Annotated in this window: 16 protein-coding genes; 2 read left to right on the top strand and 14 right to left on the bottom strand. The window is 67.9% G+C overall.

Features of this window, described 5'->3' with window-relative positions:
• Window positions 1-5 precede the first annotated feature (5 nt).
• Window positions 6-431, bottom strand: coding sequence for a heme-binding protein (locus ACEZHJ_RS01855; RefSeq protein WP_018719563.1), 426 nt, complete (start codon window positions 429-431; stop codon window positions 6-8).
• 125 nt (window positions 432-556) lie between these two features.
• On the opposite strand from ACEZHJ_RS01855, the gene ACEZHJ_RS01850 reads away from it, so the two are divergent.
• Entirely contained in the window at window positions 557-1,246 is a 690-nt protein-coding gene (locus tag ACEZHJ_RS01850; RefSeq protein WP_259199158.1) for a GntR family transcriptional regulator, read from the top strand.
• A 21-nt stretch (window positions 1,247-1,267) separates the two neighbouring features.
• Here the strand turns inward: ACEZHJ_RS01850 and ACEZHJ_RS01845 are convergent, their stop codons facing one another.
• The 4 genes from ACEZHJ_RS01845 to ACEZHJ_RS01830 form a co-directional block, all read right to left on the bottom strand.
• Window positions 1,268-2,188: a catechol 2,3-dioxygenase gene (locus ACEZHJ_RS01845; RefSeq protein ID WP_375036173.1), complete on the bottom strand. Its 921-nt coding sequence runs from the start codon at window positions 2,186-2,188 to the stop codon at window positions 1,268-1,270.
• Between the two features lie 35 nt (window positions 2,189-2,223).
• Complete coding sequence (locus ACEZHJ_RS01840) at window positions 2,224-2,559, bottom strand: 2Fe-2S iron-sulfur cluster binding domain-containing protein (RefSeq protein ID WP_163142960.1); 336 nt, start codon at window positions 2,557-2,559, stop codon at window positions 2,224-2,226.
• Between the two features lie 46 nt (window positions 2,560-2,605).
• The gene (locus ACEZHJ_RS01835) at window positions 2,606-3,697 is read right to left on the bottom strand and encodes an aromatic ring-hydroxylating dioxygenase subunit alpha (protein WP_163142963.1); all 1,092 of its coding nucleotides are present in this window, start codon (window positions 3,695-3,697) and stop codon (window positions 2,606-2,608) included.
• Window positions 3,698-3,761: 64 nt separating this feature from the next.
• Window positions 3,762-4,745 carry a PDR/VanB family oxidoreductase gene (locus ACEZHJ_RS01830; RefSeq protein WP_375036172.1) on the bottom strand — a complete coding sequence of 328 codons (984 nt, stop codon included), beginning with the start codon at window positions 4,743-4,745 and terminating at the stop codon, window positions 3,762-3,764.
• Between the two features lie 288 nt (window positions 4,746-5,033).
• Here ACEZHJ_RS01830 and ACEZHJ_RS01825 point away from each other — a divergent pair, with 288 nt between their 5' ends.
• Window positions 5,034-6,752: a sigma 54-interacting transcriptional regulator gene (locus tag ACEZHJ_RS01825; protein WP_375036171.1), complete on the top strand. Its 1,719-nt coding sequence runs from the start codon at window positions 5,034-5,036 to the stop codon at window positions 6,750-6,752.
• A 9-nt stretch (window positions 6,753-6,761) separates the two neighbouring features.
• On the opposite strand, the gene ACEZHJ_RS01820 is transcribed toward ACEZHJ_RS01825, so the two are convergent.
• The 9 genes from ACEZHJ_RS01820 to ACEZHJ_RS01780 all read right to left on the bottom strand — a co-directional run bounded on the left by ACEZHJ_RS01820 (window position 6,762) and on the right by ACEZHJ_RS01780 (window position 13,530).
• The gene (locus ACEZHJ_RS01820) at window positions 6,762-7,334 is read right to left on the bottom strand and encodes an antibiotic biosynthesis monooxygenase (RefSeq protein ID WP_163142823.1); all 573 of its coding nucleotides are present in this window, start codon (window positions 7,332-7,334) and stop codon (window positions 6,762-6,764) included.
• A gap of 55 nt (window positions 7,335-7,389) precedes the next feature.
• Window positions 7,390-8,343, bottom strand: a complete 954-nt coding sequence (locus ACEZHJ_RS01815; protein WP_375036170.1) for a catechol 2,3-dioxygenase — start codon at window positions 8,341-8,343, stop codon at window positions 7,390-7,392.
• Window positions 8,344-8,396: 53 nt separating this feature from the next.
• A complete protein-coding gene (locus tag ACEZHJ_RS01810) occupies window positions 8,397-8,735 on the bottom strand; it encodes a 2Fe-2S iron-sulfur cluster-binding protein (protein ID WP_163141502.1) in 339 nt (112 codons plus the stop codon).
• 30 nt (window positions 8,736-8,765) lie between these two features.
• Window positions 8,766-9,827: an NADH:ubiquinone reductase (Na(+)-transporting) subunit F gene (locus ACEZHJ_RS01805; RefSeq protein WP_018719553.1), complete on the bottom strand. Its 1,062-nt coding sequence runs from the start codon at window positions 9,825-9,827 to the stop codon at window positions 8,766-8,768.
• A gap of 25 nt (window positions 9,828-9,852) precedes the next feature.
• Window positions 9,853-10,212 (bottom strand): phenol hydroxylase subunit P4, encoded by a 360-nt coding sequence (locus tag ACEZHJ_RS01800; RefSeq protein WP_026321252.1) that lies wholly within the window; start codon window positions 10,210-10,212, stop codon window positions 9,853-9,855.
• Between the two features lie 14 nt (window positions 10,213-10,226).
• Window positions 10,227-11,768 carry an aromatic/alkene/methane monooxygenase hydroxylase/oxygenase subunit alpha gene (locus ACEZHJ_RS01795; RefSeq protein WP_018719551.1) on the bottom strand — a complete coding sequence of 514 codons (1,542 nt, stop codon included), beginning with the start codon at window positions 11,766-11,768 and terminating at the stop codon, window positions 10,227-10,229.
• A gap of 20 nt (window positions 11,769-11,788) precedes the next feature.
• Entirely contained in the window at window positions 11,789-12,064 is a 276-nt protein-coding gene (locus ACEZHJ_RS01790; RefSeq protein WP_018719550.1) for an MmoB/DmpM family protein, read from the bottom strand.
• Between the two features lie 191 nt (window positions 12,065-12,255).
• Window positions 12,256-13,260: an aromatic/alkene monooxygenase hydroxylase subunit beta gene (locus ACEZHJ_RS01785; RefSeq protein ID WP_018719549.1), complete on the bottom strand. Its 1,005-nt coding sequence runs from the start codon at window positions 13,258-13,260 to the stop codon at window positions 12,256-12,258.
• 39 nt (window positions 13,261-13,299) lie between these two features.
• Entirely contained in the window at window positions 13,300-13,530 is a 231-nt protein-coding gene (locus ACEZHJ_RS01780) for a phenol hydroxylase subunit (RefSeq protein WP_018719548.1), read from the bottom strand.
• Window positions 13,531-13,711: the final 181 nt, after the last annotated feature.

Genomic DNA, 13,711 nt, shown 5'->3' with positions numbered 1-13,711 from the left:
GGGGATCAGCCTTCGCCGATGGCGGCGAGCCCCGCCCGGGCACAGATCCCGTCCTCTTCCTCACTGCCGCCGGAGACCCCGATGCCACCGACGCATTCACCGTCGACACGCACCGGCAGGCCACCGCCGAACATCACCAGCCGGTCGCGCTGGGCGAGACCGGCGCGGAGCTCGGCGTTGTCGCCCACGACGGCATCCCAGCCGGCGGTGTCCAGACCGAAGCTGGCCGCGGTGTAGGCCTTGTCCTCGGCGATACCGATGCTGTGCAGCGGTGCGCCGCCCATGCGCAGAAACGCCACCGGCGTGCCCGCGGCGTCGCAGACGGCGACGTTGATACGGATACCCAGCGCCCCGGCACGCTCGACCGCGGCGCGGGCCGCGAGCTGGGCCGCCTCCCAGTGGATATGCCGTGCCGGCTCCGTTGTGCGCATGGGGCCTCCTTCATATCGAGTAAACTACTAAATATCGATATTTTTAGAGAGAATGTATAATACATGGCCGAGTGTCAAGCCCGCTGATATAATTTCGCCATACCCACCAAACGAACGGCCGGACCATGCCGCAACAGGACGCCACCACCACCCTCTCGGACCGCGCCTACGACTGGCTCAAGCGCGACATCATCCGCGGCGTGTGGCAGCCCGGCAGCCGACTGGCCGTCAAGCAGCTCTCCGATCACTACGGCATCGGCGCAAGCCCGATCCGCGAAGCTCTGGCGCGGCTGGTCGGCGAGGGCCTGGTGCTGGTGTTCGGCCAGCGCGGATTCCGCGTGCCGCCCATCGACCTGGACGACCTCTGGGATGTCACCAACACCCGGGTGCTGATCGAGAACGAGGCCCTGCGCCAGAGCATCGAGCACGGTGACGATGCCTGGGAGTCGGAGGTCGTGGCCGCCTATCATCAGCTCGAGAAGCTCGAGCACGACCCGGCCACGGACTTCGCCGAGTGGGAGCGGCGCAACCAGCGCTTCCACGAGGCACTGGTGGCCGCGTGTCCCTCGCGCTGGCTCCAGCGCATGCGCGAGATCCTCCACGACCAGCACCGCCGCTACCGCTTCCTGAGCAGTCAGTACGCGCCCGGCCGGGACATCCCTGCCGAGCACCGCGCCCTGCGCGACGCCGCGCTGGCCGGCGACACCGGCACTGCCATGAGCGTGCTGCGCGTGCACATCGAGCGCACCGCGCACACCGTCGAGCGCATGCTCGCCGCCGGCGAGGCCGCCCTCGAGGAGGCGGCCTCGTCCTGACCCGCGGCCCATCCCGCCGCCTCAGGTCACCACGGCCAGGAAGTTCTCGTTGAGAACCCGGTCGTGGTAGAAGATCGCCTTGCCGAGGCTGTCCGCCGTCCAGGTGATGGTCGGGTGATCCGGGTACCACGTGCTGCCGCCGGCGAAGACCTCGTTGCGGTTGCCCGAGGGGTCGAAGAAGTAGATCGTCTTGCCCCGGGTGATGCCGTGACGGGTCGGTCCGATGTCGATGGAGATGCCGTACTTGGACATGATGTCGGCGGCCCGCAGCACCTCCTCCCAGCTGTCCAGCAGGAACGAGACGTGATGTAGCCGGCCGGGCTCGTCGTGGCGGATGAAGGCGATGTCGTGGGCCTTGTTGGAGCACGACAGGAACGCGCCGACCAGGGTCTCGCCGTCCAGGACCTGCTCGGCCAGGTCGAAGCCCAGGACCTCGCGGAACAGACGCAGGCTGCCGTCGAGGTCCGTGCCGTAAAGCAGACAGTGGTCGAAGCGGTTGGCCGCCATGCCGCCCACCGTGTCCACGAAGGCCTCCGGGTTGGTGGTCCCCACCTCGTTGCCGTAGAAGTCCTTCTCGGCATAGAGCTCGAAGTGATGGCCGGTGGGCGAATCGAAGCGCACGCGCTCGCCGCAGTGCGCGAGCTCGCCGGCAGGGATGCGCTCGACGCGGCAGCCGAACTCAGCCAGGGCCTGTTCCAGGCGGGCCAGGGCCTCGGCGTCGCGGACCTTGAAGGCCATGAAATCCATGCCCGACTCGTCCGCCTCGCGCAGCACCAGCGAGAACCAGTCGTACTCGTCCCATGCCTTGAGATAGACCCGTCCCTCGCGGTCGCGGGCGGTCTCGATGAGGCCCACGTGATCGGTGTAGTGGCGGACGGCCTCGTCCAGGTCCATGACCCGGATGCCGACGTGTCCGGGCCGCAGTACGTCCTTCTGGGACATGATGTTCTCCTCCTCGATGGAATGGTCGATCGGCCTCAGCCCGGCGCGTTGCGGGTGAAGCCCTTGCGCATCGCGCCGACGACGCGCAGCAAGACGTCGCTGCGCGGGTGGCTCCGGCAGGCCAGGACACGCCCGGCGGCACGCTCCGCGTCGTCCACATGGGCGCGGCTCATGCGGGCCGAGACCACCTCGCCGGCAAGGATCTCGACCTTGCACACCCCGCAGCCGCCGCCGCGGCAGCCCACGGGGATGCCGCGGCGGCCCAGCCGCTCCATGGCGCGGAGCAGGCTCTCCTCCGCCGGGCAGCGGTAGCGCTCCCCGGTGTCGGCGATCTCGATATCGAATGCCGGAATCCGGTCGTGCCGGGACATGCCCTCTCCTCCCTGCCGCCGCCCCGCACGGGGCGGCGGACCGTGCTCACGCCACGCGGCCGGCCTGGCCGCCGCCTTCGTCCTTGCGGTCGCGCTCGCGGCGGATGAGGGACTCCAGGCGCTTGCGCACCTTCACCGGGGCGACGTCGTTGCTCATGAGCACCGGGTTGAGTTCGAAGAAATCCGCGGTGCCCATGCGCTGGTGAACGGCCTCGATGATCGGCACGTCCTCGTCCTCGAAGGCGCCGTGCATCGCCCGGATCTTCTGGGCGTTGTACTCGCCGTCCTCTTCCCGGTGATTGCGCCGGGTGGCGAAGAAGTAGTGGGTGCTGTCCACGGTCTCCGGCGTGGTGGTGTGGAGGTCGTACTGCCCGGTACAGCCGTCGAGGTCGAGCGCGGCATTCTCGTCCTGGGTCGCCCCGAGGGAGAGCTGGATGTTCGCCGGCGGCGTCCAGGTGATGTGGAAGAAGTGCCGCGCCTCGCCGTCGGGCTCGGGCAGGAACTGGTTGAAGATCAGCATCGCCGGCGTCTGGCGCCACTCCCAGCGCGCGGAGACGTACGCGTCCGTGTCCTCGACCTTCGGGATCAGCGGGGTAAGCTGGCCCCGCGTCGTGATGATCTCGCCGTGGACGTGATCGATGTGGCTGAGGTCCATCACGTTGTCCATGATGAGCTCGTAATTCCCCTGCACCGGCATGTAGGTGTAGCCGACGCTGTTGGGATGGCCGCTGACCAGCTCGCCGTGATCGGGCACGGCGTCGTAGTCGGCGGGCTCGTCGCCCATCCAGATCCACAGGAAGCCGTCGCGCTCGACCAGCGGATAGCTCGCCACCTGCGCCGCCTTCGGGATGTGCTGGTTGCCGTGGGGGTTGTGGGTGCACTGTCCGGCGCAGTCGAAGCGCAGGGCGTGGTAGAGGCAGACCACCTCGTCACCCTCCCGCCAGCCCATGTGCAGCGGCGCGAACCGGTGCGGACAGCGGTCGTGCAGGGCCACGGGGGTACCGTCCTGGCGCCGGTAGATGAGCACCGGGGTATCGAGCAGGGTGCGGTGGAAGAACGCCTCCTCCCCCACCTCCGTGGCCAGGGCGGCGACGTACCAGGTGTTCATCAGATACGGACGCTCGGTGTGTGCGTGCATCGCTCTCTCTCCTCTCTTCTCGGCTTTGGTTGACGCTTGCGGGCGCCGGCACGGCGGTGCCGGCTCAGAAGTCCAGGACCAGGCGCGGCGAGTGCGCCCGCGAGCAGCAGGGCGTGAACCAGCCCCCGCTCGCGTGCTCCTCGTCGCTGAAATGCATGTCGCGGTGATCCGGCTCGCCGTCGAGCACCCGCATCGCGCAGGTCCCGCAGATGCCCTGCTCGCAGGACACCGGCACCTCGACGCCGCCGGCGGCGAGCGCCTCGACGACGGTCTCCTCCGGACCCACGTGGATCACGCGGCCGCTGCGGGCGAGCGCCACGTCGAAGCCGCCGTCCTCGGCGGCGGGGGCGGCGGCGCCGGCGAAGTGCTCCAGGTGGACGCGCGCCTCCGGCCAGCCCGCTTCGGCCGCCGCACCGGTAACGAAGCCCATGAAGCCCGCGGGGCCGCAGACGTACAGACGGGCCCCGTCGCCCACCCCCGCGAACAGCCGCGCCGGATCGAAGCGCTGGGCGGGGAGGCCGTCGTCGAAGTGGCTGTGCACGCGTGCGCCGAACGGGGCGCAGCGCAGGCGCTCGAGGAACGCCGCTCGAGCCGGCGTGCGTGCGCAGTAATGCAGCTCGAAGGAGGCACCACGCGCGTGGAGCTCGGCGGCCATACTCATCAGCGGCGTTACCCCGATGCCGCCGGCGACCAGCACCGTATGGGGCGCCTCCGCCAGCGGGAACTGATTGCGCGGACCACCGAGGCGGAGGCGCGCCCCCACCGTCAGGTGCTCGTGGGCGCACCGGGAGCCGCCGCGCCCGTCCGGCTCGAGCAGGATGCCGAGCTCGTACCGGGTACGCTCGTGAGGCGGATTGCAGAGGGAATACTGGCGTACGGTGCCGTTCGGCAGATGGACATCGACGTGCGCGCCGGCGGTGAACAGGGGCAGTTCGCCGCCGTCCGGTGCCTGCAGCTCCAGGTTGATAACGCCCTCGGCCGCCGCCTCACGGCGGGTCACCACCACGTCGAAGCCGTCTCCGCCGGCCGTTGCGTGCTCGTCGCTCATGGCTGACTCTCTCTCCTGTCCCCGCTGGTGCGGTGCCGATACCCGCGGTGCTCCAGGCACCCGCGTGGACGGCGTCCGCGTCGTTTGCCGCCCTTCATTGCAAGGGCCGGGCCAGGACGAGCTTTTTATCGATAACGTCCTCGTTACACGATTTTTTGGTAACTCATCGACATTAATATTGACGCGGCGGGCCGCCGCTGTTCAGTATTTGCGGAAAATCAAACGCCCGGGTTTCCGGATATCCCGCAACCCGGCAGGCGCGCATGGAGGCGCTGCAGGAGGAGTCCCATGACCGCCAGTCCGGATACCGGCGCCGCCGCCAGCGCCGGCGTGCTTGCCGAGCACCTTCACTTCTCCCCGGACGCGGGGCACATCCAGCTCTTCGACCAGCGCATGCTGCTCATGCACGCCACCTCGCTGGCCGAGCTGCGCCGCGAGCTGATCGCGGAGCTGGGCACCGCCCGGGCCCGCGATATCCTTACGCGCCTGGGCTACCAGCAGGGCTTCGAGGACGGTCAGCGCATCCGCCGGATCGCCACCGCCGATCCCGCACAGGCCCTGCCCCTGGGGCCACGCCTGCGGGAGATGGAGGGCTTCGTGCGCAACCAGCCCATCGAGGCGATGCAGGTGGACCTGGAGCGCGGCGAGTTCCGGGGGGATTACGTCTGGGGCGCGTCCTGGGAAACCCAGGCACACCTGCAGCATTTCGGGGTCACCGGCGAGCCGGCGTGCTGGGTGATGGTGGGGTACGCGGACGGCTACTGCACGGCGGTCACCGGCATGCCCATCCACTGGCGCGAAAGCGAGTGCGTGGCCATGGGCCACACGCGCTGCCGGGTGATCGGCCGGCCACTGTCGGAGTGGGAGCACCTGGACCGGCAGGACGCGGGATTCCTGCGCATCGACAGCTTCGTGGGCGCGCGGGACCTCGGCTACGGCGACGACATCGGCGGCCCGGCGGGCAACGTCCAGCACTTCGAGGGCTTCGTGGGCGCCTCCGCGGGCTTCAACAGCGTCGCCCATCTCGTACGCCGCGTCGCGCCCACGGACTCGACGGTGCTCTTCCGCGGGGAAAGCGGGGTGGGCAAGGAATGTTTCACCCGCGCGCTGCACTCGATCAGTCCGCGCTCACAGGGGCCGCTGCTGTCGGTCAACTGCGCGGCGATCCCGCCGGACCTGGTGGAGGCGGAGCTGTTCGGCGTCGAGCGCGGTGCCTACACCGGGGCCGACCGCTCCCGGGCCGGGCGTTTCGAGCGCGCCCACGGGGGCACGCTGTTCCTCGACGAGATCACCAGCCTGCCCCTGCCGGCCCAGGGCAAGCTGCTACGCGCGCTCCAGGAGCGCGAGATCGAGCGCGTCGGCGGCACCGAGGTCCGCCGGGTGGACGTGCGTGTGGTGGCCGCCGCCAACCTCGACCTGCGCGAGGAGGTAAAGGCCGGGCGCTTCCGCACCGACCTGTTCTACCGGCTGAACGTCTTCCCCATCGAGATACCGCCGCTGCGCGAGCGCCGCGAGGACATCCCGCTGCTCACCGCGCTGTTCCTCACAAAGAGCGTCAAGCGCTGCGACAAGACCGTCCACGGGCTCACCCCGCGGGCCTACGCCGCCCTCAACGACTACGACTGGCCGGGCAACGTGCGCGAGCTCGAGAACATGATCGAGCGCGGCGTCATCCTCGCCGACCCGGAGGGCAGCGTCGACGTCCAGCACCTGTTCGCCGGCGGCGAGCAGCTCACGAGCACCGCCTTCGACCTCGCCCCCGGCGGCTCGCTGGTGCCCAGCCACGATCCGGAGCGGGCGGACGTCACCGAGCGCGAGCAGCGCCTCGCCGACGAGCTCATCGAGCGCCTGCCGTCCTTCGAGCGTCTGGAGCGGCTGATGATCGAGCGTGCCCTCGAGCGCACCGGCGGCAACGTCTCCGCGGCCGCCCGGCTGCTCGGTCTGCGTCGGGGCCAGGTGGAGTACCGGCTGAAAAAGGGCGACGCCCCGGGCGGCGGTCGGGCATGAACGCACGGTTCAGCCGTACAGCCAGCCCTTCAGCAGCCGGGTGACCCGCGGCATCACCACATAGGTGAGCAGCACCACCTGCACGGCCACCACGATGAACAGCGCCACCGGCCCCGGCAGGCCCGCCGTCACCGGCGAGAGCGCCCACTTGACCAGGCTGAGCATCAGGTAGACCACGACGGTGAGCGTCAGCGCCATCTTGTGGGGCGAGGGCTTCGCCGCCGCCGGCACCTCCGGCAGGTCGAACCAGAACTCCAGGCCCGTGACGCGCTTGATCGCCGCCTCGCCCTCGACGATGTCGTCGAGGGCATCTACCCACTGGCGCCGCTCCGTGGACTGCTCCCAGGCCCGGCAGTGGGCGTAGGTATCGAAACGGTAAATGAGCACGTACTCGTTGTCCGTCTGCGCCGAGGGACGCAGGACATACGCCCCCAGGTGCCCGGGGAACGCCTCGGCGGCGTGGACGATACCGCTCACCCAGCGCTCGTACTCCGCCTCGCACCCCGGGCGCACCCGGCGGGCGACGCTGACCGTCACGGGCCCCTCGCTGCCCGGGGTGGTCTCGGTCACGGCTGCGGCCATGGGACTCCTCCGTGTCCGCGGCGCCCCGCCGCGGGGGCGCCGTGCGGGGATGGGCTCACGCGCCCTCGGTGTACACCGTGGTGAAGGCCTCGTTGAGCTCGCCGGTGTGGTAGAAGATGCCACGCCCGAGCTCATCCTCGGTCCAGGTGATCACCGGCATGTCCGGCTGGGCGAGGTAGCCGAGGCCGGCGAAGGTCTCGTTGCGGTTGCCGGAGGGGTCGAAGAAGTAGATCGTCGCCCCGCGGGTGATGCCGTGGCGCTGGGGCGTGACGTCGATCTTGACCTTGTTCTTGGCCATGACGTCCGCGGCCTTGAGCACGTCCGACCACTCGTCGAGGAAGAAGGCGCAGTGATGCAGGCCCTTCACCGGCCCGCCGACGAAGGCGATGTCGTGCGGGGTGCTGGTGCGGGCGAGCCAGGTCGCGGCCTTGATGTCGCCGTCGGGGCCGACCAGCACCTGCTCGGTGAGCTTGAAATCCAGCACGTCCTGCATGAAGGCGGTGGACTCCTCGACCTTGTTCACGCCGCTCTCCGGGTCGAGCTCGCACATCAGCAGGGCGTGATCGAGCCAGTGCACGCCGGCGCCCTTGAGTCCGTCCGGCCACGGCTCCGGGTTGGTGGTGCTCACCGCCTTGCCGACGTAGGTCTTCTGCGCATAGAGATACATGAGGTGACCGCTCGGCAGGTGGAAACGCAGGCTGCGGCCGCAGTCCGGCAGCCTGCCGGCGGGGCACTCCTCGACCTCGACGCCGTAGGCCTCGATGCGCCGGCGGAACACGTCGAGGTCGTCGTCCGACTCCACCTTGTAGGCGATGTGGTTCATGCCCGCCCGGTCCGAGGGGCTGAGGATGACGGAGTACTTGTCCCACTCGTCCCAGCCGCGCAGGTAGACGTTGCCGTCGCCGTCCCGGTCGGCGCGCAGCAGGCCGAGGACGTTCTCGTAGTGGTGCAGGGCCGCGTCCATGTCCAGCACGCGGATGTTGATGTGGCCGATACGCATGACACCCATGGTGTGCTCCTCCTGGTGATTGCGATGGGCGCGCGGTGCGCGCCGATTCCCGTTCAGACGAACCCGTAGCGCGGCCGTGTCACGGCCTTGTGCAGTTTTCCGACCACCTCCACCGAGAGGTGGCCGCGGGGGTAGCAGCGGCAGGCCAGGACGTAGCCCTGACGCTCCTCCGCCTCGGAGACATGGCTGCGGCTCATGGCCATCGTGGTCACTTCGCCGGTGACCCGGACCTTGCAGACCCCGCAGCCACCGCCGTGGCAGCCCGAGGGGATGCCCTTGCGGCCGAGGCGTGCCATGGCCTTGAGCAGCGTCTCCCGGGCCGGGCACTGGTAGACCTCACCGGTATCGGCGATGCGCACGTCGAACACCGGGCACGGCGCTTCGTCGCTCATGGCCTCTCCTCCTCCCTGTCGGCCGCCGTCTCAGATGGACTTGAACAGCGGGCTCTTTCTCTGCTGCTGGGCGGCGTCCGCCGCGGTGATGAACTTCTCCATGAAGATGTCGCGCTCGAACAGACGCCCGCGCATGAGGGTGGTGAGGCAGGCGTCGATCATCGGCGGCGGCCCGCACAGGTAGGCCTTGTGGTCGCTGAACCGGCCGCCGAAGTGCTCGTTGGCGACGTCGGTGACGAACCCGGTGGCCCCGTCCCAGTCGTCCTCCGCGTTCGGCTCGGAGAGCGCGGGCACGTAGGTGAAGTTCGCGTGCTCGGCGGCCAGCGCCTCGAAGAAGTCGTGGTAGTAGAGTTCGGCGCGATGGCGCTGGCCGTAGAACAGCGTGATCTCGCGTTCGTCGCCGGACTCCAGCAGGTCCAGGATCATGGACTTGGGGCTGGAGAGCCCAGTCCCGCCGGCGAAGAAGATCACCCCGCCGGGCGCCGACCTGCGCACGAAGAAGCGCCCGTAAGGCCCCGAGACGTGGAGCCGGTCGCCCACCTGCAGCCGCTCGTGGATGTAGGTGGTCGCCTCGCCGCCGGGAACGAGGCGGACATTGAGCTCGATCACGCGCCGCTCGGAGGGCGCGTTGGCCAGCGAGAACGCCCGCGGCATCTCGACGTCCGGCAGGTGGAGATTGACGTACTTGCCGGCCTGGAAGTCCATGTCCCGGTCGAGCTCGATGAACACGCCCTTCGCCGTGGGCGAGAGGTCGACGATGTCCACCACCGTGCCCTCGTAGTCCTCCACCGGCTGGACGACCGCGTCCGGGTCCTCCTCGATGTCGGCCTCGATGGTCACGTCCGACAGCGCATGGGCCACGCACGCGAGGGTGTAGCCCTCCTCGCGCTCGAACTCCATGAGCGCGAAGGGCGAGGCGTCGTCGTCCTCGACCTCGCCCTCGAGCACCTGCACCTTGCAGGTGCCGCACAGGCCGTGGCAGCAGGCGTGGGGCAGGTACAGCCCCTGCCGCAGGGCGGCGTCGAGCAGGCTCTGCTCGTCCTCCACCTCGATGGCCTCGCCCACCGGTTCGATGCTCAGCTCGTGCGACATTGGCTCCTCCTCCCGATGGGGTCTCTCAGGTGGCCACGCCGCCGATGCCGTTGAGGCCCGGCGTACGGAAGCGGATCACCGACTTGTGGCCGATGCCCTGGTCGGCGAGCCCCGCGTCCATGTCCGGGACGAAGGGCTCGCCGTCGACGTTCCACTCGACGGCATCCCAGTCGATGTGCGCCCAGTCCGGATGGGTCGCATACGCCCCCGGGAGGACGTCGCGGACCAGATCCCGAAAGGGCATGTCCGGCGGCAGCGGCAGGCACACCGGCGAGCAGAACATCAGGTGCTGGTCCCAGCCGATATACACGAGCTGGTTCCCGTGGAAATTCTCCTGCCGGTCCGCCGGCGTGGCGCGGTAGTCGTACATCGCTTGCACGGGCATTGCTCTCCCCTCCCCTACTCGTTGACCACGGCCTGGACCTCGCGGTCCGCCTCGGTGTCGGCCATGCCCTTCCAGCGCAGCCAGTTGGCGCGGTCGTTGGACTCCAGGTATTCCTTGTTGTCCTGGCCGTCGACCAGGTGGTAGTACTCCAGGACCTCGGGGATGGACGCGCCGCCGCAGTTGCCCTGGTAGATCTGGTGCACCGGCAGCCAGGCCTGCACGTACTTCTCCGGCTCGTCGTCGAAGATGTCCTTACAGCCATCCGAGCAGAAGTGGTACTGCTCGCCGTTGTACTGGGAGCTGCGGTAGCAGATCTGGGTGGGGTCGTCCGGCTCCGTGAAGAGCATTGGGACCTGGCAGGTCTGGCAGAGCATGGGCAGCGTGGGGTTGTACCAGCGCCCCTTCTCCTTCGTGTGTTGCCGCCAAAACTCGAAGCGCGGCCGGTAGTACTTGTCGAAGGTGTCCGGGTACTTCTCCGAGAGCCACTGCATCTCGGACTCTTCCGGGATCCAGGTATGGAACGCGGCCGCATGGCCAAAATTGTGGAATGTCGCCCACAACTGATGGGAAAGGTGCTCCTTCTCCTTGACCGAGACCTCCCAGTACTTGGGCATGCGGATGCCGTAGCGGGAGAGGTCCTCGAACAGCGCACCGCCGTTCTCCTCGAAGTACATCTCCCAGGCCTCCTTCCAGGACATGACCCGCTTGGGCAGCATGTAGTCCATCATCATGGAAACCAACGAGAGCAGGCGGTAGCCGCGCCAGAACCACTTGTCGATCCACTTCTGGACGATGGGCACGTTGCGCTCGTCCTGCTCGAGCATGAACTTGATCACCTCGAGCCCCAGGGTCATGTGCCGGGATTCGTCCGACTGGGCGGAGAAGCCGAAGGTGACCGTGGCCATGTCACCGTTGTAGGCCGCACCGGACATGAACGGCATGAACAGCAGGTTGGTCAGCACGTACTCGAAGGAGAACGAGATCGCGGTGACGAACTCGAACGGCCCCGCCGACATGGCGTCATCGAAGAACGACTTGGGCACGGACAGGTACCACACCCGCTGGTGCATGTGGTTCCAGTCGTGGAAGCCGTTGAAGTACTTGTTGTACTGGCTGATGGTGTGGATCTGGGTCTGGCAGTGGCGCAGCTCGTCGATGGACTGCATCTGGCAGGCCACCTGCGGGCCGACACCGCCGAACTGCCGGCCGGCCATGGCGAAGCCGCGGTGGGCGGCGTACTCCAGCGGCGAGATCCCGGTGAGGAAGAGCTTCAGGGCGTTGACGTAGCGTGCGTCGGTGACGTTGAGCTGGCCGTTGTTCTGCGAGAACGCATCGATGATGGAGTAGAGCTTGCGCTCCTTCTCCGCCTGGTACTTCCAGTAGGCGTCCACGGTCAGGCGGAAGGGGTCCTCCCACTTGTCCCAGTCGTGGATGTGAATACCCTCGAACTCGGTCTGCGGGAAGATGTCCGACTTCTTCTGGTAGGTCGGCTCCCACGCGAGATCCCGGGTGAATTTCTGGTACTTCTCTCGCAGGTTCAGTCGCTTGGCTGCCATTACTCGACTCCTCCTCGTGTTCAGTCGCCGCGATGGAGGACGAACGCGTCGTCGTCCTCATCGATGTTGCCGGACAGCGAAATAAGGTTGATGTGCAGCTCCTGGGGGTCCCAGTCGCGCCCGATCAGGTCCTCGACGGTTTCGCGGCGGACCACGATCCGCCCGGGCGCGTCGATCTTGACCATGGCCGGGGCGTACTCGACCCGGGCCTCGGCGTTGTCCTGCTCGATGGCCTCGATGATGGGTCGCGCCTCCTCGTTGTTCTGAAGCGCGATGAAGACGTTGTTGTTCGCCATTGCTCCTCCTGTTTTTCGGTTGCCCGCCGACGGTGCTTGTCGTGTCGGGCTTGGGGCCCGGGGACAGCGACTTCCGGGACACGCCACAAGTACCTCCCTGTAGGCTCGACTGCGGCCGTCCCTGGCCGCAGACGGTCCCGGAACCCGCTGTCCCCGGACCTATCCACCGTCCTACCGGCGGTGGGTACGTCTCACTCGATATCCAGACCTGCCTTCTTCTTCGCCCGGGTGGCGAGCTCCTCGCGCAGCCCGGCCATGACCTCGTCGGCCCGTTCGCCGAAGACCTCGGTGGCCACCGGCTGCAGGGCCTCCCCGGCGCGGTCGCACCAGTGCCGGGCCCACTGCTCGATCTGCGCCTTGTTGGCATCGGACTCGGCGGCGGCGGTCTTGAGCACCGAGTCCACCCAGCGGCTGGTCTCGCCGTACCACTCGTTCATGAACTCGTTGAGCATGGAGATCGTCGAGCCGGCGTCCTTCTGCAGCTCGCCGTCGATGCGCTCGTAGACCAGCGGGAACGAGAGCCCGTCCAGGGCGAAGTTCTGCGCCACGAACAGCTCGAACCAGTCCCGGGTGACCATCAGGTCCTCGGTGAGCCGGCGCAGCGGCTGCCAGGTCTCCGCCTCGAGCCAGGCCTGTTTGCCCCGGTCCAGGGACTCGCAGGTGTTGCCGTCGAGCATCAGCCCGATGCGGGAGAGGTACTGGGCGATGCCGAGGCGGTCCACGGCATTGAAGCTCGCCGCCTGGGTGATGGCGGTGCCGTAGCCGTAGGCGCAGATGTACATGTTGTTGAGGTTCGCCGCGTACTCCGCGTGACGCAGGGGCACGAACACCGCCTCCGCGCGCTCCCGGGTTCCGGCACCGACCAGATCGAGGAGATTGCGCTTGTCCACGAAGGCGTAGTTGCGCTCGGCGACGTCCTGCTGCTTGGAGCGGGTGATCGTCCAGGTGCCGTAGTAGAACTGCCGCGGATCGCGGAAGGCGTACCAGTCCGCCATGTCGATGGCGGTACGGCCCGTGTCGTAGAGCTCGTGGTCCGGGTCCCAGAGGGGCCGGTAGTGGAAGTTCACCGTGGGCTGGAGGTCGTACATCGCCTCCAGGTAGCGCGAGGCCGGCTTATCCGCGCCCTGGCGCCGGGCCACGTTGGAAAACGTGTGCCGGATGGGTTCGATGGATGCCGTCTTGATCTCGATCGCCATGCTCTCCTCCTGATTCGTTAACCGTTTCGGCTGGCAGCGCTAGAGTCCGCCCTCGCGCCACTTCTGCCGCTCCGCCTCCCAGCGGGCGGCCTGCTCCGGGGAAATCCGCGCCGCATCGTTATGGGTACAGAACTCCTCGAACGCCGCCTCCGGCAGGATCATCTCGATGTAGAGATCCGCGTCGCCGAAGGAGAAGTCGAACTCTACGAACCCGTCGGCGCGCCGGTTGGTTACATGCACGTAGCAGTCGTGGGTCTGCCTCTGTCCCATTGCCTTGTCCGCGTTCGCCGCTGATGATGGGTTCACTCGTGGCAGCAGGCCGGCGGCCCGCTTCCGCCCATCAATAATGCAGGAGCCGTGCCAACTTTTTATGTCATTGATATGCCGCAAATTGCTGCGGGTGCAACACAAAATCTCGATAAAACGAAAAATAACGATATAATGAACCCGC

Source organism: Arhodomonas sp. KWT2, from assembly GCF_041949875.1.
Classification (GTDB): Bacteria; Pseudomonadota; Gammaproteobacteria; order Nitrococcales; family Nitrococcaceae; genus Arhodomonas; species Arhodomonas aquaeolei.
The sequence above is the reverse complement of the archived record's forward strand: the minus strand, read 5'-3'. Positions and strand labels throughout refer to the sequence as shown.